Source organism: Blautia sp. OF09-25XD (assembly GCF_003482095.1).
In the GTDB taxonomy this organism is placed as follows: Bacteria; Bacillota; Clostridia; order Lachnospirales; family Lachnospiraceae; genus Fusicatenibacter; species Fusicatenibacter saccharivorans.
In genome coordinates, this window is sequence record NZ_QUMG01000023.1 from 47,541 (window position 1) to 68,815 (window position 21,275).

The 21,275-nt window shown below is 48.9% G+C and carries 23 protein-coding genes and 2 pseudogenes; 8 read left to right on the forward strand and 17 right to left on the reverse strand.

Features of this window, described 5'->3' with window-relative positions; translation table 11 throughout:
- Positions 1-20: 20 nt before the first annotated feature.
- From DXA93_RS15885 to DXA93_RS15890, 3 genes are read left to right on the forward strand one after another with little or no spacing between them, the layout of a single operon-like run.
- Entirely contained in the window at positions 21-1,823 is a 1,803-nt protein-coding gene (locus DXA93_RS15885; RefSeq protein WP_118750012.1) for an ABC transporter ATP-binding protein, read from the forward strand.
- The gene (locus tag DXA93_RS17670) at positions 1,823-2,257 is read left to right on the forward strand and encodes a hypothetical protein (RefSeq protein WP_119206918.1); all 435 of its coding nucleotides are present in this window, start codon (positions 1,823-1,825) and stop codon (positions 2,255-2,257) included. Before DXA93_RS15885 ends, DXA93_RS17670 begins: the two co-directional genes overlap by 1 nt.
- Complete coding sequence (locus tag DXA93_RS15890; RefSeq protein WP_119208736.1) at positions 2,176-3,642, forward strand: ABC transporter ATP-binding protein; 1,467 nt, start codon at positions 2,176-2,178, stop codon at positions 3,640-3,642. Before DXA93_RS17670 ends, DXA93_RS15890 begins: the two co-directional genes overlap by 82 nt.
- Positions 3,643-3,751: 109 nt before the next feature.
- Here the strand turns inward: DXA93_RS15890 and DXA93_RS15895 are convergent, their stop codons facing one another.
- From DXA93_RS15895 to DXA93_RS15910, 4 genes and pseudogenes are all read right to left on the reverse strand, one after another.
- Positions 3,752-4,357, reverse strand: a complete 606-nt coding sequence (locus DXA93_RS15895; RefSeq protein ID WP_055219153.1) for an NUDIX hydrolase — start codon at positions 4,355-4,357, stop codon at positions 3,752-3,754.
- A 26-nt stretch (positions 4,358-4,383) separates the two neighbouring features.
- Positions 4,384-4,641, reverse strand: coding sequence for a hypothetical protein (locus DXA93_RS15900; protein ID WP_055265559.1), 258 nt, complete (start codon positions 4,639-4,641; stop codon positions 4,384-4,386).
- Between the two features lie 81 nt (positions 4,642-4,722).
- Positions 4,723-5,130: pseudogene (locus tag DXA93_RS15905) on the reverse strand (glycoside hydrolase family 3 N-terminal domain-containing protein); the annotation flags it as partial.
- A gap of 30 nt (positions 5,131-5,160) precedes the next feature.
- A complete protein-coding gene (locus tag DXA93_RS15910; RefSeq protein ID WP_117509954.1) occupies positions 5,161-5,799 on the reverse strand; it encodes a bifunctional 4-hydroxy-2-oxoglutarate aldolase/2-dehydro-3-deoxy-phosphogluconate aldolase in 639 nt (212 codons plus the stop codon).
- Positions 5,800-6,003: 204 nt separating this feature from the next.
- On the opposite strand from DXA93_RS15910, the gene DXA93_RS15915 reads away from it, so the two are divergent.
- Both DXA93_RS15915 and DXA93_RS15920 read left to right on the forward strand, forming a co-directional pair.
- On the forward strand, positions 6,004-6,879 hold the full coding sequence (locus tag DXA93_RS15915; RefSeq protein WP_055265553.1) for an AraC family transcriptional regulator: 876 nt from the start codon (positions 6,004-6,006) through the stop codon (positions 6,877-6,879).
- A 54-nt stretch (positions 6,880-6,933) separates the two neighbouring features.
- Complete coding sequence (locus DXA93_RS15920; protein WP_055219147.1) at positions 6,934-7,197, forward strand: hypothetical protein; 264 nt, start codon at positions 6,934-6,936, stop codon at positions 7,195-7,197.
- A gap of 147 nt (positions 7,198-7,344) precedes the next feature.
- Here the strand turns inward: DXA93_RS15920 and DXA93_RS15925 are convergent, their stop codons facing one another.
- The 3 genes from DXA93_RS15925 to DXA93_RS15940 form a co-directional block, all read right to left on the reverse strand.
- Positions 7,345-8,301, reverse strand: a complete 957-nt coding sequence (locus DXA93_RS15925; protein WP_022461361.1) for a D-2-hydroxyacid dehydrogenase — start codon at positions 8,299-8,301, stop codon at positions 7,345-7,347.
- 175 nt (positions 8,302-8,476) lie between these two features.
- Positions 8,477-9,262, reverse strand: a complete 786-nt coding sequence (locus DXA93_RS15930) for a hypothetical protein (RefSeq protein WP_119208739.1) — start codon at positions 9,260-9,262, stop codon at positions 8,477-8,479.
- Between the two features lie 340 nt (positions 9,263-9,602).
- Complete coding sequence (locus DXA93_RS15940) at positions 9,603-10,301, reverse strand: 5'-methylthioadenosine/adenosylhomocysteine nucleosidase (protein WP_117762040.1); 699 nt, start codon at positions 10,299-10,301, stop codon at positions 9,603-9,605.
- Between the two features lie 304 nt (positions 10,302-10,605).
- On the opposite strand from DXA93_RS15940, the gene DXA93_RS15945 reads away from it, so the two are divergent.
- A complete protein-coding gene (locus tag DXA93_RS15945; RefSeq protein WP_022461364.1) occupies positions 10,606-10,848 on the forward strand; it encodes a TIGR03905 family TSCPD domain-containing protein in 243 nt (80 codons plus the stop codon).
- Here the strand turns inward: DXA93_RS15945 and DXA93_RS15950 are convergent.
- The 4 genes from DXA93_RS15950 to DXA93_RS15965 all read right to left on the reverse strand — a co-directional run bounded on the left by DXA93_RS15950 (position 10,835) and on the right by DXA93_RS15965 (position 14,792).
- Entirely contained in the window at positions 10,835-11,044 is a 210-nt protein-coding gene (locus DXA93_RS15950) for a hypothetical protein (RefSeq protein ID WP_119208741.1), read from the reverse strand. The two genes, DXA93_RS15945 and DXA93_RS15950, sit on opposite strands and share 14 nt — an antisense overlap.
- Positions 11,032-12,654, reverse strand: a complete 1,623-nt coding sequence (locus DXA93_RS15955) for an MBL fold metallo-hydrolase RNA specificity domain-containing protein (protein WP_117509956.1) — start codon at positions 12,652-12,654, stop codon at positions 11,032-11,034. Before DXA93_RS15955 ends, DXA93_RS15950 begins: the two co-directional genes overlap by 13 nt.
- 628 nt (positions 12,655-13,282) lie before the next feature.
- Positions 13,283-13,780, reverse strand: a complete 498-nt coding sequence (locus DXA93_RS15960; RefSeq protein WP_117509957.1) for a DUF6147 family protein — start codon at positions 13,778-13,780, stop codon at positions 13,283-13,285.
- A gap of 58 nt (positions 13,781-13,838) precedes the next feature.
- The gene (locus tag DXA93_RS15965; protein WP_117804840.1) at positions 13,839-14,792 is read right to left on the reverse strand and encodes a DUF4367 domain-containing protein; all 954 of its coding nucleotides are present in this window, start codon (positions 14,790-14,792) and stop codon (positions 13,839-13,841) included.
- A gap of 83 nt (positions 14,793-14,875) precedes the next feature.
- Between DXA93_RS15965 and DXA93_RS15970 the strand changes: the two genes are divergently transcribed.
- Positions 14,876-15,943: an undecaprenyldiphospho-muramoylpentapeptide beta-N-acetylglucosaminyltransferase gene (locus tag DXA93_RS15970; protein WP_055219136.1), complete on the forward strand. Its 1,068-nt coding sequence runs from the start codon at positions 14,876-14,878 to the stop codon at positions 15,941-15,943.
- Between the two features lie 3 nt (positions 15,944-15,946).
- Here the strand turns inward: DXA93_RS15970 and DXA93_RS15975 are convergent, their stop codons facing one another.
- Both DXA93_RS15975 and DXA93_RS20760 read right to left on the reverse strand, forming a co-directional pair.
- Entirely contained in the window at positions 15,947-16,498 is a 552-nt protein-coding gene (locus DXA93_RS15975; RefSeq protein ID WP_118595303.1) for an RNA polymerase sigma factor, read from the reverse strand.
- Positions 16,499-16,530: 32 nt separating this feature from the next.
- Positions 16,531-16,945: pseudogene (locus DXA93_RS20760) on the reverse strand (HIT family protein).
- 203 nt (positions 16,946-17,148) lie between these two features.
- Here DXA93_RS20760 and DXA93_RS15985 point away from each other — a divergent pair.
- Positions 17,149-17,832, forward strand: coding sequence for a two-component system sensor histidine kinase NtrB (locus tag DXA93_RS15985; protein WP_055219129.1), 684 nt, complete (start codon positions 17,149-17,151; stop codon positions 17,830-17,832).
- Here DXA93_RS15985 and DXA93_RS15990 read toward each other — a convergent pair.
- The 4 genes from DXA93_RS15990 to DXA93_RS16005 all read right to left on the reverse strand — a co-directional run bounded on the left by DXA93_RS15990 (position 17,807) and on the right by DXA93_RS16005 (position 21,158).
- Positions 17,807-18,481 (reverse strand): rhomboid family intramembrane serine protease, encoded by a 675-nt coding sequence (locus DXA93_RS15990; RefSeq protein ID WP_226906363.1) that lies wholly within the window; start codon positions 18,479-18,481, stop codon positions 17,807-17,809. The two genes, DXA93_RS15985 and DXA93_RS15990, sit on opposite strands and share 26 nt — an antisense overlap.
- A 307-nt stretch (positions 18,482-18,788) precedes the next feature.
- On the reverse strand, positions 18,789-20,282 hold the full coding sequence (locus tag DXA93_RS15995; protein WP_118595304.1) for a DUF6382 domain-containing protein: 1,494 nt from the start codon (positions 20,280-20,282) through the stop codon (positions 18,789-18,791).
- Positions 20,283-20,298: 16 nt separating this feature from the next.
- Positions 20,299-20,724, reverse strand: coding sequence for a TadE/TadG family type IV pilus assembly protein (locus DXA93_RS16000; protein WP_226906365.1), 426 nt, complete (start codon positions 20,722-20,724; stop codon positions 20,299-20,301).
- A gap of 2 nt (positions 20,725-20,726) precedes the next feature.
- On the reverse strand, positions 20,727-21,158 hold the full coding sequence (locus tag DXA93_RS16005) for a prepilin peptidase (protein WP_022461943.1): 432 nt from the start codon (positions 21,156-21,158) through the stop codon (positions 20,727-20,729).
- Positions 21,159-21,275 lie beyond the last annotated feature (117 nt).

Consider the following 21,275-nt stretch of genomic DNA (forward strand, 5'->3'; position numbering starts at 1 on the left):
ATGTGACAGAGGAGGTCTTTATGTATTCATTATGGTCTAACTACATTTATATTCATCGGGAGCTGTGGCATTACAGCAAAAAGCCGTTTCTCTTTCAGGCACTCGAAATCGTCTCACAGGTGCTCACCGGCTTTTTCGGGATTCTGCTTCCTGCCGGGATTCTCCTGTTTCTGGAACAGAGCAGCGGCTTTTCCGGATTTGCACTTGGAACGCTCGTTCTCTTTCTTTGCTATGCCGTTGTTTTTGTCAGCCACACCTTTCTGCAATCGCGGAACGCCTGGCAGTATACCGAATTCCGGACCGGCTTTTTTACGCGCCGCCTTCTCTGTCATTTCATGCAGATAGATTATGCGGTTCTGACAGAACCAAAAACGCTGCAGCTCGCCGAAAAAGCCGTCGGAGCCACCTGCAGCAACTGGGTCGGCGTGGAAGGCATGTTCCGATACGATGTCACAATTTATTCTTCGTTTCTTGGGCTGATTCTCTACGCAGGACTGATCGGAACCGTCCATCCGGCTATCATTCTTCTGCTGCTTGTGCTCTCGGTTCTGCAGTTTCTCAGCTACCGCCGCGCGGCTTCTTACGAAGTCCGCCGCAGAGACGATCTGTCTGAAATTGAAGTATCGCAGCGCTATTTCCAGAAACAGTCGTACAACACATCCGCCGGAAAGGATATCCGTCTGTATCAGCTGAACGGATGGCTCGATGGTGTTTATCGCCAGCTCAACAAGCGGTATCAGAAAATTCTGTTCCGCATCCGCAGCGCCTACTTTGCAAATGATCTGCTGACACTTACACTACAGCTTCTGCGCGACGGAATCTGCTATGGCTTTCTGATTTACCGTCTATCCCACGGCACGATGACCGTATCCGGCTTTGTGCTTGCGCTCGGTGCCGTCTCCGGTTTTTCTTCATATTTTAACGAGATCACCGCCGCGCTCTCCAAATCCGTGCTCTGTCTCGAGCAGATCCGCTGGCTGCGGGAATTCTTCGATCTCCCGTTCCCTGCAGGCCACACGCTGCCGTTCCGGCCGGAACTTGCGGAAGAAAAACCGCTGGAAATCTGCTTTTCCCACGTCTCGTTTTCCCATCCGGGCGGCGATAAAAGGATCCTCGATGATGTCAGTTTTACACTCCATGCGGGCGAGCATACGGCACTTGTCGGCATCAACGGCGCCGGAAAATCCACCATTGTCAAGCTGATCTGCGGGCTATATCAGCCAACGGAAGGGAATATCACCATCAACGGCATTCCCCTTGGCAGTCTGAATCCGGCACAGTATTACAAAGCAATCGCGGCGGTCTTTCAGGACCCGTTTGCACTCTCGTTTTCGATTGCAGAAAATGTGAGCTGCTCCCCACTGGAAGAGACCGATCGTAACCGTTGCCGAGAAGCACTCATCCGCGCCGGACTCTGGGAAAAAATTGCAAGTCTGCCGCAGAAAGAAGAAACCTATCTTGGCAAGGATATGGCGGACGACGGCATTACGCTTTCCGGCGGTGAAATGCAAAAACTGATGATGGCGCGGGCACTCTATAAAAATTGCCATCTGCTCCTGCTCGATGAGCCGACGGCTGCGCTCGATGCAATCTCGGAAAATAAAATGTACGAAATCTACAGCACACTGCTGAAAAATAAGACTGCGCTTTTCATCTCGCATCGTCTTGCATCGACACGCTTCTGCGATACGATCCTGTTTCTCGAAAACGGAAAGATCAAAGAATGCGGAACCCACGATGAGCTGATTGCCCTCGGCGGATCGTATGCGCATATGTTTGAGGTGCAGAGCCAGTATTATCAGGAAACGGAGGAAGATATCTGATGAAAATGAAAGAACGGTTTCATGCCATCTGCCGCTTTTTAACTATGGTGAGCCAGGGCAATCACCGCGTGCTGTTCTGGCTTCTCGGAAGCGCTTTTGCAGCTGCAACGCTGCCGTATCTCTCCTTGTTTTTCTCGGCGCGAATTTTGAATTTACTGCTTGCAAAGTCGTACCGCGCCTGTCTGTATACTGTTGTCGTCTTTCTGCTTACGCAGTATGGGCTGGGATTGTTTGAAAAAATCTGCCGTCAGTATCTCGACGGCCAAAAAGAACTCTGTCTTGCACGCACGGAACAGAAAATCACCGCAAAGGCGCTGGAGCTGGAGTTTGAGAAATTCGAAAAACAGAGACGATGGATGCCATCCGGCGCACCAACGTCTCCTCCATGGGATCGGGAAATGTGGGTGACCAGCTCATTGTCATTCATACGCTGATCACTTCCCTGCTCTCGGTTCTCTATGCCCTGTTTTTCCTGCTCCGTCTGTTTCTTCTGTCCGACAGCAGCAGGAATAACTTTTTCACCTCGTCGTTTTCGATGCTTGCACTGCTCCTGCTCTGTGGTGTGCAGCTTGCACTTTCCTCCCGCATCAACCGCAGGAGTACGCAGAAAAAGATAGAGCTGAACCAGGGCAACGACCATTCCAACTCGGTTGCCAATTATCTCGTTAATGTGATGCTTGAAGAACGGCGCGCGGACGATATCCGCATCGGTCATCTCGATCATTTTCTCGACGTACAGTTTGGAAAAGCCATGGAACACTTTCTGCCGATGTACCTCGACTTCGCCCGCTTCTCCGCCATCACAGACGGAAAAAACGCGCTGCTTTCGCTCCTTTCCAATTTCGCTGCGTACCTTGTGATCGGCGCCAGGGCTCTGTACGGCGTTCTCCCCATTGGGGATGTTCTTCTGTATGCCGGTTCCGTGACACGCGCCATGAGTGATCTTCAGACATTTCTCGCAACCGGATCGGAGTTCGACTATATCAATTCCTATCTCTCGACCTATGAGGATTTCATTGCGCAGCCGTCTATGGCCTACGACGGTACACTGCCGATTGAGAAACGCGACGACGGCCAGTACGAATTTGCATTCCACGATGTCTCATTCTCTTATCCCGGTACGAATATTCCGGTACTCGAACATGTGACACTGTCCTTTGCCGTCGGCGAAAAAACCGCCCTCGTTGGCCGTAACGGAGCCGGAAAGACAACACTCATCAAGCTGCTCTGCCGCCTGTATGAGCCAACTTCAGGTTACATCACCCTGAATGGCATTGACATCCGCAAATATAGCTACAAAGAGTACACGCAGGCATTCTCCGTCGTTTTCCAGGATTTCCACCTGTTTTCCCTCCCGCTCGACGAAAACATCGCCGCCGGAACCGAGATTGATGAAGCTGCTTTGCAATCCTCTCTTGCAAAAGTCGGTCTCACCGACCGTGTACAGCAACTCCCGCAGGGCGTCCGCACCCGCCTTTACAACAACAACGGCTCCGGTGTCGACCTTTCCGGCGGCGAGGCCCAGCGCACCGCCATCGCCCGCGCCCTCTACAAGGATGCCCCGTTCGTCATCCTCGACGAGCCGACCGCAGCCCTCGACCCGATCGCTGAGGCCGAAATCTACAAACAGTTCAGCCAGATGACCGCCGGTAAAACGGCTGTCTACATCTCCCACCGCATGAGCAGCTGCAAATTCTGCGACCGCATCATCGTCCTCGACCACGGCCGCATCGCCGAAGACGGAACCCACGACACCCTCCTCGCAAACCACGGCATCTACGCCAATCTTTACGAAACCCAGGCCCAATACTACACCTGAGTCCTCACCCTCCCGTCCCCCACAACGTAAATGGGAGTCAGAAAAACACAACCCCTGGCAGTTCGTGCTAAGAACTTCCAGGGGTTGTGTTTTTCTGGCTCCCCTCCACTTATTTCAGGAATGCAAACGGCTCCTCATCATGAATAAAATGCATCAGATGATAAGAACACATAATTGCTACATTTTCTTCCTTTAAGATTCTCTTTGCCTCCTCGCGGTCAGCAAGGACAACTTCGATCACTTCGCTCTCTTCGAGGTATTTGCGGCTGATCTCGCCCTCGCACCAGCCGTAAACGGCAGAGCATGCTTCATCGGTCAGGCCGATTGTGGTGAAGAACGGTTTCTCGTAGCAGGGATCTACTTTCAACGGGTGAAACGTAAGACCGGTCTCCTCATGCATCTCGCGCACGGCAGCCTCATGGAACTCCTCGCCCGGTTCCACCAGGCCTGCCGGGAATTCGTAGATGTAGTCATCAATGGAAACGCGGTACTGGCGCACCAGGACAATTTTGTCGCGTTTTTCCCCGTACAGACTGTACATCAGCACACCGTCCGGCGTATTTTTCCTTGTTTTAATCTTCATCTGCTCGATGGATTTTGCGCGGGAAGCCACGTAATAGCGGAAGTGATGGTTTACTTTGTTTGTCCCTTCCACCAGGTAAAGATTTACGAACGGATTTTCCGTCTGTTTTGTGATTTTTTCAACATTCGGCATAAGTAACAACCTCTTTCTTTTCTCTTTTACTGGTCAAAATCAGTCTCAAACACGCCCTCCGGGGTGCGCATCGTCAGCACGCCGAGGTTGAATTCATCATCCATCACCGTGATGTGGTACTCGAAAATCACATCATCATCAAATTTCGATAATACCACATAGGAACCGTTCTCTTTTCCCTCGATCTGGTCGCAGATGTCATCGTAAACATCGCTTCCCGAAATCGGCCGCGGATAGCCGGATTCTTTGATTTTCTTTTCAATCATTTCATATAATTCGTTCATGTTCTGCCCTCGTTTTTCTTTTTATCGGTTATGTTTCATTGTACCACGAAAAGACCCGCGGGGACAATCCATTGCGGCGATTCACCGTGAACTTTTTTTATTTTCATACATCTTCTGGTCCGCCTGTTTCATGATGACGGATTCCGAGATTTCCATGTTTTCCCGGACCATTCCGCCGACGGTGCCGTTGATTCTGTTGTACGCCGTCATGATGCCCTCTGCGCCGCTCTCCTCAATACATCTGCGGAACGGCTCGAGATACAGCTCATATTTATTCCGCGGGTCAATCGAAGAGTTCTTCCAGCCGCGGCCGACCTCGGTGTTGTTTCCATAGAAGTGTTTCAGGGTTGATGCACAGCGCAGATATTTTGGATCGTCGCCCTGCATTCCCTCGATGTAAACGCCGGCCATTTTTCCGGTCAGCACAGGGTCCTCGCCGTAGCCCTCCTCGTTTCTTCCCCATCTCGGATCACGCTCGAGGTCAACGGTCGGTGCCCAGCGGCTGCGGGAAGGATGTCGTCACGTCCGGCTTTCCTTTACGATCTCAACCGCCTCTTTCACCAGCTCTTCGATGCGGTCGAATTCGTTGTTTTCAATCATCGTATTTTTTACCATCCAGCTTCCGCCGCATGCTGCGATGCGGTCGTATGCCAGGTATTCTCTTACATTCTGCGGGTTGATGCCGCCGGTCGGCATGAATTTCATCATGGTGTACGGTGCTGCGATGGCACGGATGTATTTCAGTCCGCCTGCCGGTTCTGCCGGGAAGAATTTCACCATGGTGAGCCCAAGACCGATTGCCTGCGCCATCTCCGTCGGAGTCACGATGCCCGGGATTACTGGTACTTCGTGTGCCTGGCACCATTTTACTACCTCCGGGTTGAGGCCCGGGCTGACGATAAATTTTGCTCCGGCTTTCACGGCGCGGTCCGCCTGCTCGGTTGTGAGCACAGTTCCGGCTCCCACCAGCATCTCCGGGAATTTTTCGCTCATAATGCGGATGGATTCTTCTGCCGCATCGGTGCGGAAGGTCACCTCGGCGCAGGCAAGTCCGCCCTTGCAGAGAGCTTCGGCAAGCGGCTCTGCTTTTGCTGCATCCTGTAAAACGACAACCGGCACAATGCCGTATGTTCCAAGCTGTTCGAGAATCTGATTCATGATAGCTGTTCCTCCGTTTTGATCTTTATCTGAAATTTATTCTGCATTCTGTTTTTATTTTATTCCCTTGTATCATAACCGGACAAGTTGTTTTTTTCTATTGTGCGAATTGCCGAATACATTGTAAAACTTGCTGTTTTGTGATATGCTGGGAATTGTTGCTATGGTTCAAAAATATCATTTTTTTGCAAGGATGCTTTTATTATGAAAGAAAAACTGCAGACGAAATTTGCCACCCGGCAGTACATGATTTCGGATACGTTTGAGTTATACTATTACAGCACCGACGATGTGCCCGGCGTAAAAGAACATACGCATACGCATTATGAGTTCTATCTCTTTCTCGAAGGGGCGATCTCACTGGAAATCGACGGAGTGCTCTACACACCGACGCCCGGCGATCTTCTTCTGATTCCGCCCGGCGTGCCGCATCATCTGGTGATGCACGACCTGTCTGTGCCGTACCGCCGCTTTGTGTTCTGGGTCAGCGCCGCTTTTGCAGAGCAGCTCCGCGCCCGTTCCGCCGACTACGTTTACCTGATGGAATACGCTGCCGAAAATCAGAAATATCTGTTCCCGCTCGATTCCGTCGAGTTCAACACGATCCAGTACCGCACCATCCGCCTGATCGAAGAAATGCGGTCCGATCATTTTGGAAAAGAGACGCAGATTTTTCTCTACGTCAGCGACCTGCTGATGCAGATCAACCGAACGGTGTATGAGCAGCATCACCCGCTCACCCGGAAAGCACAGCTCTCGCTGTATGAACAGCTCTGTTTCTATATTGATGAGCACCTGTCCGAGGATCTGTCGCTCGAACGGCTGGCGGCGGAACTTTTTGTGAGCAAATATCACATTGCACACGTTTTCAAGGATGAAATCGGCATGTCGATCCACCAGTACATTTCCAAAAAGCGGCTGGCAAGGTGCCGTGAAGCGCTGCTCGGCGATGTACCGGTCACGAAGGTGTATCTGCTGTTCGGATTTCACGACTATTCGAGTTTTTACCGCGCGTTTAAAAAAGAGTACGGGATCTCGCCGAAGGATTTTAAAGAACTGCATACCGTTACCAGCGATTAACACGGTCGTTCCAAATGCACTGTTTACTTTGTACTTTTCAGGAGGATTTTTAATATGTTTCAGATGTGGGGAAAATTAGTGGAAAACAATCATATTCTTCAGGATCTTACCGTCTGCATCGACGATGAGGATACCAGAACGCACAAGGTCTTCCGTGCGCTCGATGAAATCTGCGATGCCTGGAATCTGGCGAAGCCGATCTGGCTCGATACGAATATTTCGGAGTTTAAACGGAGATCGAAAACGCGGTTCACACAGGATAATTTTATTGAATCGCTGGAGTTTGATTATCTGGAAATTCAGATTACAGAGGAATAATGTTCTCTCGTTTTTGCAGCGAATAAAGCAAATGTAAAAGCCGGGCATCCGGCGGAACTTGGGAGCGGCTGTTCTTACAGCCCCCTCTGCGGTTCCGTCGGATGTCCGGCTCTTTTTATGTATTTTGTCCCTGGCTTTGTATCCCTTTTATACCACGCGGTTTTCCATGCCGCCTTCCAGGTACGAAGCAATATTTTTCTGCACCAGTCCGATCAGGCGCGTGCGGGCTTCCTTCGATGCCCAGGCGATGTGCGGCGTGATGTACAGGCGGTCGTCGTCCGCCATTTTCAGCAACGGACTGTCACTGCGGATCGGCTCGCTGGAAAGTACATCGAGCGCTGCTCCGGCGATCAGGCCTTCGCGCAGGGCACAGCAGAGGTCACGCTCATTCACGATCGAGCCGCGGCCGACGTTGATCAGAATTGCGTTCCGCTTCATGTTGGCAAACGTTTCGATATTCATCAGGTTCTCGGTCGCCTCATTTAACGGGGCGTGGATGGAAACCACATCAGAATCCTTCAGCAGACGATAGAGATCGACCCGCTCGTAGTCCGGATCGTCGTGTGCACCGGAGGTGGAGTAATAGATCACACGGCAGCCGAATGCCTGTGCAATCGAAGCCACTTTTCTGCCGATCGCGCCAAGGCCGATGATGCCCCACGTCTTGCCCTCCAGCTCGGTGAACGGTCTGTCCATGCAGGTGAAAAGGCTGCTGGCGGCGTAGCTGCCGTTTTTTACGTAATCATCGTAATAACGGAGTTTTTCTGCCAGATAGAAGTACATCGCAAAGGTGTGCTGGGCCACGCTGACGGTGGAATAGCCGGCGACGTTCGTCACGGCGATGTTGTGGCGCTTCACATAATCGAGATCGATGTTGTTGATGCCGGTTGCGGTGACGCAGATCAGTTTCAGGTTCTCCGCGCCGGACAGGGTGCGGCTGCACATGCGCACCTTGTTGCAGATGACAATATCCGCCTCCCGCACACGCTCCGGGCATTCCTCCTCCGTTGTTTTTTCATATACTGTCACTTCTCCAAAACGGGAAAAGCCGGACAGATCCATGTCCTTTCCCAGTGACTCTGCCTCAAGAATTACAAGTCTCATGTTGGTTCCTCCTTTTGCAGATGATGATTCTGCTTTATCCGGGAAAGCAGTGCCGCCTGTCTGTTTTGAAAGACGGCACTGCCTGAAATATTTTTATCTTAGATACCTGCGGACTGCCGATTCGGAAATATGGTCATGTCGATATGACATGCTCCCCGGCCTGATCCCCTGGTATTTACACGTATTCGCTGATAATCTCCCTCATCAGCTTCTCTTCCTCTGGCGTCAGCATTCCGGCAAACCTGCTCTCGGCCGCGGCGGTCTGGCGGATGCCCTCCCTGACTTTCGAAATCCTCGCTTCTTTTTCCGGATCTGCGAACAGTTCATTCCTCTCTTTGGCGGACTCGCTTCCCGCAGTCTGCGCTTTTGCTTTCGCCGCTCCGGTTCCTGCCTGTGCCATGGTTTCCGCCTGCACCGGCTGCCGTTCGGTCTGCTGTACGGTTTCCAGCACCGCACTCTGTTTCGTCGCTGCAAACTCATTTTCCAGATAGTCTGTCCAGCCGTTCAGCAGAATTTCCTCTTTTCCGCCGAAATCCAGACAGAGCCGGAAAAAGACAAGGCCTCCGGCGAGCGCGATGCCCGTTCCGAGGTAGCGCATCAGCTCCGTCTCTCCATAACGGTATCGGTAGATCGCCCACAGCGAAAGAATCGACAGCGCCAGAACCGTGAGGATCATATTCTGGCTTCCGCGCAGAAGCGTCGGGACTGCCATTCCCGCTGACCTGCCCTGTGCAATCTGGCTGCGCATAAACGCCCCGGCATTCGAAAAGGGATGCGCTTTTCTCTGACACGTTTCCAGCACCGACCTGGTCCATTTCGACTTTGGTTCCTTCAGCCTTCCGAGATCGCGGATGGCCCGGGTGTAGAAACGGTTATTCCAGAACAGGCACCACACACCGGCGATTCCTGCTGCTATCATTGCGTATAAGAACACATTTTGTTTCACACAAAACCCCAGCATTCTTATTCCCCCTGATGATTTTTGAATTTGCCTGTCATGATCATATGCCGGTGCTTCCGTTGCGGTGCATCGGCGGATGCCGCGGCAGAATTTGCGCGCACAGGATTCTTCCGCTGGCATATCGGACAGAAGGACGTCTCCTCCTCCGATGTGCCACAGTATAGCACTGCCGGAAAAATTTGGAAACAAAAAACGTTCGTCAAATTCTTTGTGATTCTGTGCTTTTTCGCGTGAATTTTTATTTTTCGTTCCTTCAGGGGACTGCTTTCGTGCCGGTTCGCCTGGTTTCGCTGGTTTTCGCCTGCCCGTTTGTCGATTTTTTCTTCTTGCTTTTTTTAGATTACAGGCGTTTTACCATTTCCTGCAGCAGGTTGACACAGTGGCGGGCTGCCTCGCTCTCAAAGGTCGGGTAGTCCATTGTTGCGCTGTCGTCTGCTTTGTCGGAGATGGCGCGGAGTACGACGTATGGAATCTTGTTCAGATAAGCGCCCTGCGCAATCGCAGCGCCCTCCATCTCGGCGCAGGAACCGTTGAATTCCTCGATCAGACGGTTTTTCACTTCTTTGCTGGAAATAAACTGGTCACCGCTGACCACGCGTCCGCGGAATACCTGGATTTCCGGATTGACTTCCTTGCAGACTTCCTCTGCCACCTCTGCGAGGTGCTCGTCTGCCGGGAAGCTCAAAACACCCATCTGCGGAATCTCGCCGAGCGGGTATCCGAAGATGCGCACATCCATGTCGTGCTGAACAGCATCGGTCGAGATCACGATATCGCCGATGTTAATTTCATTCCGCAGGGAGCCTGCAATTCCGGTGTTGATGACACAGTCCACGCCGTAATCATCTACAAGAATCTGGGTGCAGATACCGGCGTTTACTTTGCCGATTCCGCTGCGCACAACAACCACTTCTTTTCCGTTCAGGTAACCGTGGTTGAACTCCATGGATGCCTTCGTGCGGATTGTAACATCCGTCATCATTTCCTTTAAGCTTGCAACTTCAACTTCCATTGCACCGATAATTCCGATTAACTTCATGTTTATGATATCCTCCAATAACTTTACATGTACTCCCCGATTCTTTCTGTTCTTGCTTTTATGAAATCATTTTTGTCAGCGGTCAGCCGCTAAAGTAAGAACGGAAAACTCCGGGAGTCCATTTTCTTTTCCTTCTGGTTTCTTTGTAATTCCTGTTACAGTATACAATAAATTTGGGATCTGTGGTATCTTTTTTCTTTGCTGTTTTCGTAATCTATGATATAATAGCAGGAACCGAAGAATTATCGTGGCTGAAGTTCACGATAATGTTCTAATTTTTTATTCACAAAGGAGGATCCTATCGATGGAATATACAACAAAAGGTACCTGTTCCAGAAAAATTCTGTTTGAGGTAGAAGACGGTAAAGTACACAACGTACAGTTCGTAGGCGGATGCAACGGAAACACACAGGGTGTTGCAAGACTCGTTGAGGGCATGGACGTAAACGAAGCCATCTCCCGCATGAAAGGCATCGACTGCAACGGACGCGGAACATCATGTCCAGACCAGCTTGCAAAAGCGCTGGAACAGGCTATCCAGAAATAACTTTTTTACGCTTGCTCTTTTTTATTATAATAACTCCCCGGGGAATGCTCACCCCGGGGAGTTTGTAATTTATCCACTTCTGTTTTTTCTTTTCTGATGCAGCACAGCTTCCCTGCCGCCTGCTTTCTTCCGGTTTTTCTTCTATATTAATAGCACAGTCTTTCTTCCAGCCACCGGACTGCTTTATCTGTCCCATTTGTCGCAGAGACTGTTGATCTGGTCAGCAAATTTGGAAAGATCTTTGTTGGCGCCGCCTTTGTTTCTTGTAATAACCGTAAGCAGCCGCTGACCAGCCGCAACGAGGCGGTCGAAGACGGCATTTCCGCTGCTTCTCGTGCGCAGGGTTCCTGCATTTGCGGCACTTTCTTTCTGGATCGGAATGCCGACAGTTTTCTCGATAAATTCATTTTCTTTCAGATCAAATACGGTTCCGGAGAACGGAGCCATCGCCGGATAACGGAATTCATCCCACAGTTTTTCTGCAAAAAGTTCCGTCACCTTATCCTCTCCGTGCGTCACGAAAACGCGGTCCGGTTTTGCCCGCAGACTGCCCGCCCATTTGAGCAGTCCTTCCTGATCTGCGTGGCCACTCATGCCCGGGAACTGGATGATGTGCGCGTTCACATGAACCTCTTCCTGGAACAGTTTCACTTCCTTCGCGCCTCCGATCAGCGCCCGTCCCAGTGTACCGACGGCCTGATAGCCGACGAAGAGAACCGTACTCTCCTGCCGCCAGAGGTTGTGCTTCAGATGATGCTTGATTCGGCCTGCATCGCACATGCCGCTTGCGGATATGATGACCTTCGGGGTTTCGTTGAAGTTGATGGCTTTCGACTCATCGGATGTAATCGAGAGCTTTAAGCCCGGAAACAGAATCGGATTAATGCCCTGCGCAAGGAGCGCAGCTGCATCGGAATCGTAGCACTCTTTCTGATGATCGCGGAAAATATTGGTTGCCTCAACGGCAAGCGGACTGTCCACGTAAACCGGGAATTCGCCGTGGCCGTGAACCAGATGTTCTGCCTTAATTTCACGAATAAAGTACAGCATCTCCTGCGTTCTTCCAACAGCAAACGACGGGATCACGAGGTTGCCGCCGCGGTCGAGCGTTTCCTGAATGATTTTTGCCAGCTCCGGTACATAATCCGGTTTCGGACCGTGGCTCCGGTCACCGTAGGTGGATTCCATAATCACGTAATCAGCGCTCTCCGGGTACTCCGGGTCGTTGATCAGCGGCTGATGGATATTTCCGATATCGCCGGAGAAGAGCAGTTTTTTCGTCACACCGTCCTCTGTCAGCCACAGCTCAATGGATGCGGAGCCGAGCAGATGACCGGCATCGAGAAAACGGATCTGAATGCCGTCCGATAGTGTCACACGCTGATGATACGGAATGCCCTCCAGCAAGCGGATCACGCCGAGGGCGTCCTCCATTGTGTATGGTGTGACGTAATCTTCTTTTCCCGCCCGACGGTTCTTGCGGTTCCGCCACTCGGCCTCGGCGAGCTGAATGTGTGCACTGTCGCGGAGCATGATGTCCGAAAGCGCTACCGTCGCCGGAGTCATATAGATTGGGCCGCGGAAGCCGTGCGCATACAGCAGCGGCAGATTTCCGGTATGGTCGATGTGCGCGTGCGTGATCAATACAAAATCAAGCTGGGATGCCGGGACCGGAATCGGCTTGTTTTCATAAATATTCGGTCCCTGCTCCATACCGCAGTCCACTAAAAACTTCTTTCCGGCAGCCTCCAGATAATAACAACTGCCCGTCACTTCATGTGTTGCTCCAAGAAATGTAAGACGCATAAGATGCCTCCTGTTCTCCCGTTTTGTTCGGGGACAAAATGTTGTCACTGCGGGTCAAAACACGCGTTATGCGTTTGGCCCGTTATCGCGGCCAGCATGGTCTTTGACGCGTTGTCCGCGAAAATAATCTGAAATTCCTTTTGTATTTTATGCTTATTCTCTCTTTTTTGATTATTATAGCATAATATCTGGCAGATTCCAACGGAATTTTAAGGCAGATTGCACAACAATCTTGATATTTTTGTTCAATTATGGGCATCGGCCGCCGGAAGTGCATAGAAAAGAGGCACCGGTATTCCTGCAGTAATACCGATGCCTCACTTATCGGGGCCAGCCGATGTTCCGTATGATCACTCACACACTGAACATAGTAACACATGATGACTCAGATCTGTGTTGTGGTTGGAAAAAGGAATTTCGACGCGTTGAAAATCCTGAAAGATCTGCGTTTTCGTCTTAATATATTCATTGTTATAAGGTTTCTATAGGGGACTGGCCCCGGGATTTTTAAGGGGTGAGGGAGTTGCAAATTGCTGGGTTAAAAATCATTTCCGTTCATTTATGCTACTCTCTTGTGCTTGTATACATGATATTTCTTTTACTCGTTTTACTAATTTAAAAATAATGATTATCCAATGTAAATACCATCTGTTACACTACCACCATTTTCAGTAACACCGCTCTTGGTACAAGAATGGTATCCTCTTAATCGATAGTAATAACCTTTTTCCACCTTAACTTCTTTACTCATATACAACGATGCTTCATTGTAATCTACATTTTCCCATTTTTTGTAACTATAAAAATTTCCGTCACCGCTTGAACGCTCTAAATAGACATTTAATTTTATGGTATTACAAAGAACATTGCATTCTGTTCCTCCAGCTATCCCAACATATCCATTTCCATTATTTGTGATTCTCACAAATCCTTGATGTAAATATGTACTTCTTGCCACACTCTGGTAATTTCCAAATGCTTCTGTTTCATTCGTCAAGACAGATCCATCTACTGTATTACCTAAGTTATCTAACGGTGCTGCCTGCGCACTTACTGTGCTTAAAGCAATTGATAAAGCGAGCATTGCACAAAAGAGTAAGTTTTTCAAATTAATAACCTTTTTCATACTTCCTCTTTCCCCTCGTCTTCATCTACATTATATATACGTACAATACTTCAACTAATTACAAGTTATACTGCATTTCACTTAAAATCTTCATCAACTCTTCTTTTTCTATTTGACCACTTAATTGATAATACGAATCTTTATATTTCCATTTTGCATAATAATTTTCTTCATTATTTTCGGACACGCTTCCCATTTCAACATCAATTACATCATCAAGCGTTTCTATTTGAACTTTTTCTTTATCTTTCCAATCACCTTGTGATAATTCTTTTTCATTCGCTGCCAAATGAAAATACACAAAATGGTCATTATATTGATATCGAATTATAGCCATTTGTGCTTCTTCCAATATTTGTACCTTATCATATTTCATTCCTGTTGGTATATAGTAAAATTCTGGCACTGCAATATGCAATATTTGACTTATTTTTTTTGTTTCTTCATCTAATTCACCTGATGAATATTCTCGATCCTCACCATTATTTGTTTTTACCACATCACCCGAATTCCGAACCCCACCAATCGTCTCCACCAACCGAATCCGATTCGCCTCGCTCGTCATACTCGCCCCAAAAACGCACGCTCCCACAACCAACACAACACCAGCCGCCTTTGCCGTCCGTACCCAGTGTTTTGTTGTTTTCGCTCTCTTCGCAATCTTCTTCTGTCTCTCCGCCTGCTTTTCGCGTTCTGCCTTTCTCTCCACGATCTGGCGGCGGATCTCCAGTGTTTTTTCTGTCGGGTTGCCTTCCGCGTCCGCGAGTCCTTCCTTCTGGAGGCGCTGCTGGAAGCGCTCGTACATTGCGTTCAGTTCTTCCTCTGAAAGCGCAGGCGCAGCCTCCTGTTCTGTTGCTGTGTTTCCTTCCTCTGCCTTTACAACTGCCGATTCCCCTTCCACCGTTTTCGAATCCGCAGCCATTTTTTCTTCCGTCGTCTGCTCCAGTTTCTTTTTCAGCTGTTCTTCTTTTTCTATCTTTTTCATCTTCTTCCGTTCCTCGGCATTTTCCATGTTGTAACCGCTCTTGACTTTTTTTCTTCTTGAGGGGATAATAAAAGCCAAATGATATTATCAAATTCCAGGGAGGAATTCTCATGAAGCATATTGTTCTGACAGGCGGAGGTACCGCCGGCCATGTTACCCCGAATATTGCCCTGATTCCAAAATTAAAGGAAGCAGGTTATAAAATCTCTTATATCGGTTCCTACGACGGTATGGAGCGCAAGCTGATCGAAGATCTCGGCATTCCGTATTACGGAATTTCATCCGGAAAGCTGCGCCGCTACTTCGATCCGAAAAACTTTTCCGATCCATTCCGCGTCGTAAAAGGCTACTTTGAAGCAAAAAAACTGCTCAAAAAGCTGAAACCAAACGTTGTCTTCTCCAAAGGCGGCTTCGTTTCGGTACCGGTTGTCCTTGCCGCCAAAGCATGTAAAGTTCCGGCGCTCATCCATGAATCGGATATGACGCCTGGCCTGGCAAATAAACTGTGTATTCCGTCCGCTGCAAAGGTCTGCTGTAATTTCCCGGAAACCGTTAAATGTCTCCCAGAAAACAAAGCCGTTCTGACCGGAACGCCAATCCGCCAGGAACTGCTGTCCGGCGATGCACGGGAAGGCCTGAAGTTCTGCGGATTCAATGCCGCAAAACCGGTTATTCTCGTCATCGGAGGAAGCCTCGGTTCCGTCGCTGTCAATCATGCGGTCCGTTCTATTTTACCAGAACTTCTGAAAGATTTCCAGGTGATTCATCTCTGCGGTAAAGATAAACTGGATGCATCCTTAAATGGTACCGAAGGTTACGTTCAGTTCGAGTACATCAAAGATGAACTCCCGGATCTCTTCGCTGCAGCAGATCTGATCATCTCCCGCGCCGGCGCAAATGCGATCTGCGAAATCAGTGCTCTGGCAAAACCAAACATTCTGATTCCGCTTTCTGCCAATGCCAGCCGCGGAGACCAGATTTTAAATGCGCGTTCCTTTGAGCGTCAGGGTTACAGTAAAGTTCTGGAAGAAGAATCCGTGAATGCGCAGACCCTTCAGTCCGCAATCCGTGAGGTTTACGAAAATCGTCAGACCTACATCAATGCGATGAAGAAGAGCAGCCACACCGATTCCATCGGCCGCATCCTTTCCCTGATCCAGGAATGCGAACGCAAATAGTAACTACAGAAATCCCCTTTCTCTGGCTTTGTCAGCAAAGTGCTGGCAAAGCCATTTTTTCGTCCGGGTCATTTTCACCCGCAGATTTCCGATGGTGATACCCATTTCGGATGCTACTTCCTTTTCCGAACGCTCATGCACCTTGATTTCACGCGTAATATAATAACCCGATTCATCATGATCTTTCAGTGCATCCATCACTTCCCGAAAAAAATGATTTCTCTCCTGCATTTCTTCCTCTGCAAGCGTCGGAAGTTCCATCTCTTCCGCCCGAAGATCCTCATCCAGTTCGTTCCAGTCAAAACGTTGTGCTTTTCTTTGATAATCAATTCCCAGATTCTTTGCAGCGACACGGACCCAGCCTTCTACTCTGTCTTCATCCAGCGCATCAATATTCAGGTACAGTTTCACCATCGTTTCCTGTGCGATATCATCCGCATCGGCTTCATTGTGCACCACCTGCATTGCGGCTGAATAGGCTGTCATTATATACTTTTTATATATTTCTGAAAAGTTATTTTTGTCCATTGTTCTCCGCCCCTGTTCGTCTGTCATTGATTCTTTTTCTGGCTGCTGCCAGCCTTTTCTCAGGCCTTCAGCTCTGCCGTCACGCTCTCAATGATCTGCTCTTTTACCGCATCCTCGAGAGTTCCCTGCTTCCATGCAGCAATACCGGCATTGTCACCTTCATATCTTGGAATCAGATGCATATGGAAGTGGAATACCGTCTGTCCTGCTGCCTCACCATTGTTCTGTACCAGATTGAAGCCATCAGAATGAAGCGCTTTCGTCATGGCCGTCGCCATTTTTTTGCCGAGAATCATGCTTTCGCTGCGGTTTCATCCGGAATTTCATAAATGTTTGCAAAATGCTGTTTTGGAAGAATCAGCGCATGTCCTTCGTTGCCGGTCCCTGATCCAGAATGACACGGAACTCATCGTCCTCATACAATGTCGCGGTTGGAATTTCTCCGTTTGCTAATTTACAAAAAATACAATCCATGATCTTTTTCTCCTTTACTTTTTTTAATTCTTCTGTTGTTCCGAATCCCGTTCTGCACGGTTCCGAACAACTCTATTTTCTCACTATTTGTCGAAAAATGTCAAATAATGCAGAACGCTTTTTGTTGCGCGCTCCCCCTTTTCAATGCTAAACTTTTGCCTAATCAAAAATCATTACCTACGCATCATAAGGAGGATACGGCTATGTCAAAAGAACCAACAACCAATTCACAGGGCTTATCGGAAGAATGTCACGCTATGATTTCCCGGATTTCACATGAGGTTCGAAATCCTGTTGCGGTTATCCACAGCTTTCATCAGCTTCTTCTTTTAGCGCATCCGGAGCTTTCCAACGATCTCTATTTTCAGAAAATCCAGGAAAATATGGCTTTTCTGAACTCCCTGCTCGATGAGCTCTCCTGCTATAATCATTCATATCGGGCGGTACGCGCTTACGTGAATCCTTATCTTCTGCTCCAGAATCTCTGTGCCGATACCGGCGTTCTCCTCGAAAAACAACAGGTTTCCATTGAACTTGTCAAGGAATCTGCCATTCCGCGCTTTGCCCTTGATACCACGCAATTTCGTCAGCTTTTTCTGAACCTGATCCGAAATGCGGCGGAAGCAATGCCTTCCGGCGGAACGATCAAAATCTCTCTCTGTTTCGACGGTGACTTTCTGACCATCCGTGTGCAGGACACTGGCTGCGGAATCCCCGCCGAGGATCTGCCGACTCTCTTTGACCTTTTTGTCACACATAAGAAAAACGGAACCGGCCTTGGACTTGCCATCTGCAAGGAAATTGTAACCGCACACGACGGCACGATTTCCGTTTCTTCCGTTCCCGGGGAAGGAAGCACCTTTACGGTCGTTTTCCCCTTTTCCTGATCCTTGCCATTCCCGGATAGAGAACCGCCATCAGGACTGCACCTGCCAGAAAACCGCCGATGTGTGCGAAGTTGTCCACATTTGAAGACTGGAATCCGACCAGCAGCGAAAGGACAGCCATGACGGCCATCCTCCGGAAGGTGAGATCCTCCAGCCTTCCTTTCCGAAATGCCAGAAGAACAAGCATCGCTCCGACAGCAGAAAAAATCGCTCCCGAAGCGCCGGCGGAAACTGCCGGTGCTTCCCCTGTTTTCATCAGGGACAGTTCATGCAGATACGAGCACAGATTTCCGACGAGTCCGCCGCCCAGATAGATGACCAGATAACGGATCTTTCCAACTGCGCGTTCTAGGTAATCCCCAAGGAACAAAAGAAGCAGCATGTTGTTGATCAGATGCTGGATGCCAAAGTGAAGAAACATACTCGTAAACAGGCGATAGTATTCTCCGCTCTCAATCAGCGGCGCATACGCCGCACCGCAGTCCATCATATGTCTGGAGCTCTCTGTCCCTCCGGTCAGTGTGACTGCAAGGAATACCAGAATATTGCATACGACGATGACCAGATTGATGCTGTTTTTTGACCTCTTCCACATACGGTCCACGATATCTTCGTTCGGATCGTAACTGTTTTTCCTTTGTTCTTCCATTACATCATTTCCTTATCTGTGCTATTTTTTTATTATAATTTAATTCACTTGTAAATGCAAGAAATCGTCAAATTTTTTTCTTTTTTGATAAACGTTTTTCGACAATTATTGACGCTTCACGACGGCTTTCGACGTTTTATGACATTATTTTTTACATTATTTCTTTTTTTAATTTTATGCATAATTTTCTTTTCTATAATATTTTTGTTTCATTCGCATAACTTTTTTCTTTGATCATTCTGCCATATTAAAAATAACGCATCCAGCGCTTTCTCCAAATCGAAAAAGTGTAATGCGTCATTTTTCTCTAATTTCTGTTTTTCTCTCCCGCCTTATACCGGTATTTCTTCCCGGCAAATGAGATATCGTCTCCATCCTCCAGCTTCTTTTTTGTCTCGCCCATCAATGGAACGCCATTCACCGTTGTTCCGTTCCGCGAATTCAGATCCAGCAGATAATCTCCCTCTTCTGTACTGACCAGCTTTGCGTGAAGGCGGCTTACCGTACGGTATGGCAGAATTATATCTGCCGCCGCTGACAGTTTTCCAATCAATGTGCTTCCGCGTTCAATCGGAATCAGCGGAAGATCAATCGGATCTATCGGAATCAGATATGCCCTTCCCTCATCCTCCGGGCTGGTCAGCAGTTCCGTTTTTCCAAACAGATCCTCTTCATGCCCCTCCAATTCCATCAGGCTGTGCATCTTTCTGTTTTCCTGTTCTTCATTCTTTTCCCATGTTTTCTCTTTTTCGACTGAGGAATCCCTTTTCCATCCCTGCTGTTCTGTATCGCTTTTCGGATTCCATGTTCCATCTTTCTGTTTTAAGCCCTTCCGATTCTGATATTCCGAAAATACATCTCCTGTTTCTCCTTGTTTCCGGATTCCTGCGGCCTTCCCATAGCTTCCTGTTTCTGTTCCCGACTGCCGCTTTTTCCATCGGCTGGCAAGTTCCAATGCCAGACTTACAATTCCCACAACAGCCGCCGCTCCTCCCAGCACCAGATACCAAACAGTTTCGGCCTGTGTCCACCGCAGTGCCAGCACACCTCCCAGAAATCCGATGCAGATCACTGCTTCCACAATATTTTTCCAGCGTCCTTCATCCTTTTCTTCCTCCGCTTCCACAAAAAAATTTTCCGCCGCTTCCGCTTCTTGTTCTCCCCAAAGTGTTTCCTCCATCTGTACAGGCGGATTTTCTTCCCTGGGACGCTCTTTTCCCTCCTGCTCCGTCGTTTCTTTCTTCTCTTTCCCTGTCTGATATAAGAGTGCCTGAATCATCTCAACCGAAAAGATCTCCGCCGAAATCTCCCGATACAGTCCATACCCGAGTACCACCGCATCCTGCTCCTGGTGATCCAGCTTCGGCAGCAGATATTCCATCAGCTCCCGGATCTGCTTCTGAAAACAGCCTGTGTGTCCCTGCTTTCCCGGCAGATAACAGAAGGAAAAGTTCTCCAGATTTGCATCTGCAAAAACCAGCTCCGGCTGCAGAACGAGACCGTCCGGTGCAAGCAGGTACTGCCCCAGTTCTTCGAGAAGATCCAGCAGCTGTTCAAACAGTTTCCGCAGCGCCTCCGCCCCAATCGAGCGCTGTTCAAACACACTCTGAAGCGACTGCTTTGATGTCACCTCATAGTAAAACAATGTTTTATCATCCATTTTCCCGATTTTGCAGTCCAAAAGCCCTGGGATTGTGTTTGTCAGCAGCATACGGATCTGATACGACGCCGTGTCCGGCTCTTTTTCCTCCTGTAAAATAACATATGTATGATTCAAATCTCTTTTATAATCAATCTGCATTTCTCCGCTTCCGTCCTTACTTCTGGTTCCAGATCTGTTTTACTGCCCGTATCTTCCGGATCGTTTTCACCGGATTGTTTCTCCTGCTTTCACTCAAAACCGAATATTCCCACGCGTTCCGGCTCCAGATTGGCAGAATGTTTCCTTCTGCTTTTATCTGAATCTCTTTTTCTCTGCATTCCGTCTGTACAGTCACCGGTTCAGCCGGAAGCGGTATCTGGGAAATCCACCATTCCATCCGGCTTTGGGCGGCTGCCTCTCCTTTTTCCACAGACAGACGGCCTTCACTGGCGGCAAGCATTGTGCTTTCATATGCCGCAAATGTATACCAGCTCCGTGCGTGTACAAAAAAGGTCAGCGACAGCAGAAGAAAAATCACCATCAGAACAAGCGGCACGACCAGAACTGCCTCTACCGTAATACTTGCTTTTCTCATTTTCACTTTCAAAGCATTCCGCACCTCCCCACAAATCCAAGCAGCAGAAACGGCACCAGCGGTATGGAATCCTGTTTCCGTATTTTCTTCCGCATCAGAAGGACTCCGCAGAGTACCGAACAGAGAATGAGTCCCAGCGTCAGAACGCCGAATGTCTGCCCAAATCCCAGCCAGATTCCAACCGTCAGAAGCAGAAGGCCGTCCCCGTATCCCACCTGTTCCCGTGATATATAACTGAGCGTCAGAAATCCCGCTCCCGGCAGCAGGGACAGCAGCCATTCCAGCCACGATGTCTGTTCCACCAGAATCTGCCATCCAATGCCTGCAAGGAATAAAACACCGGTCAGGACAAGGCTGATCTGCCGTTTCCTCACATCCATTCCGGCAAGAATCCCCAGATACAGCAATATAATTGCACTCTTTACTTCTTCCTGATACACAGCCGCGGCCTGCCACTCAAAATGTGATTAAATATACTTATCACATCGAGATAATGTAAGTTCTCACGAATCTTACTTACTGCTTCAGTGTGTATACTTTTGATTGACCGAAATCAT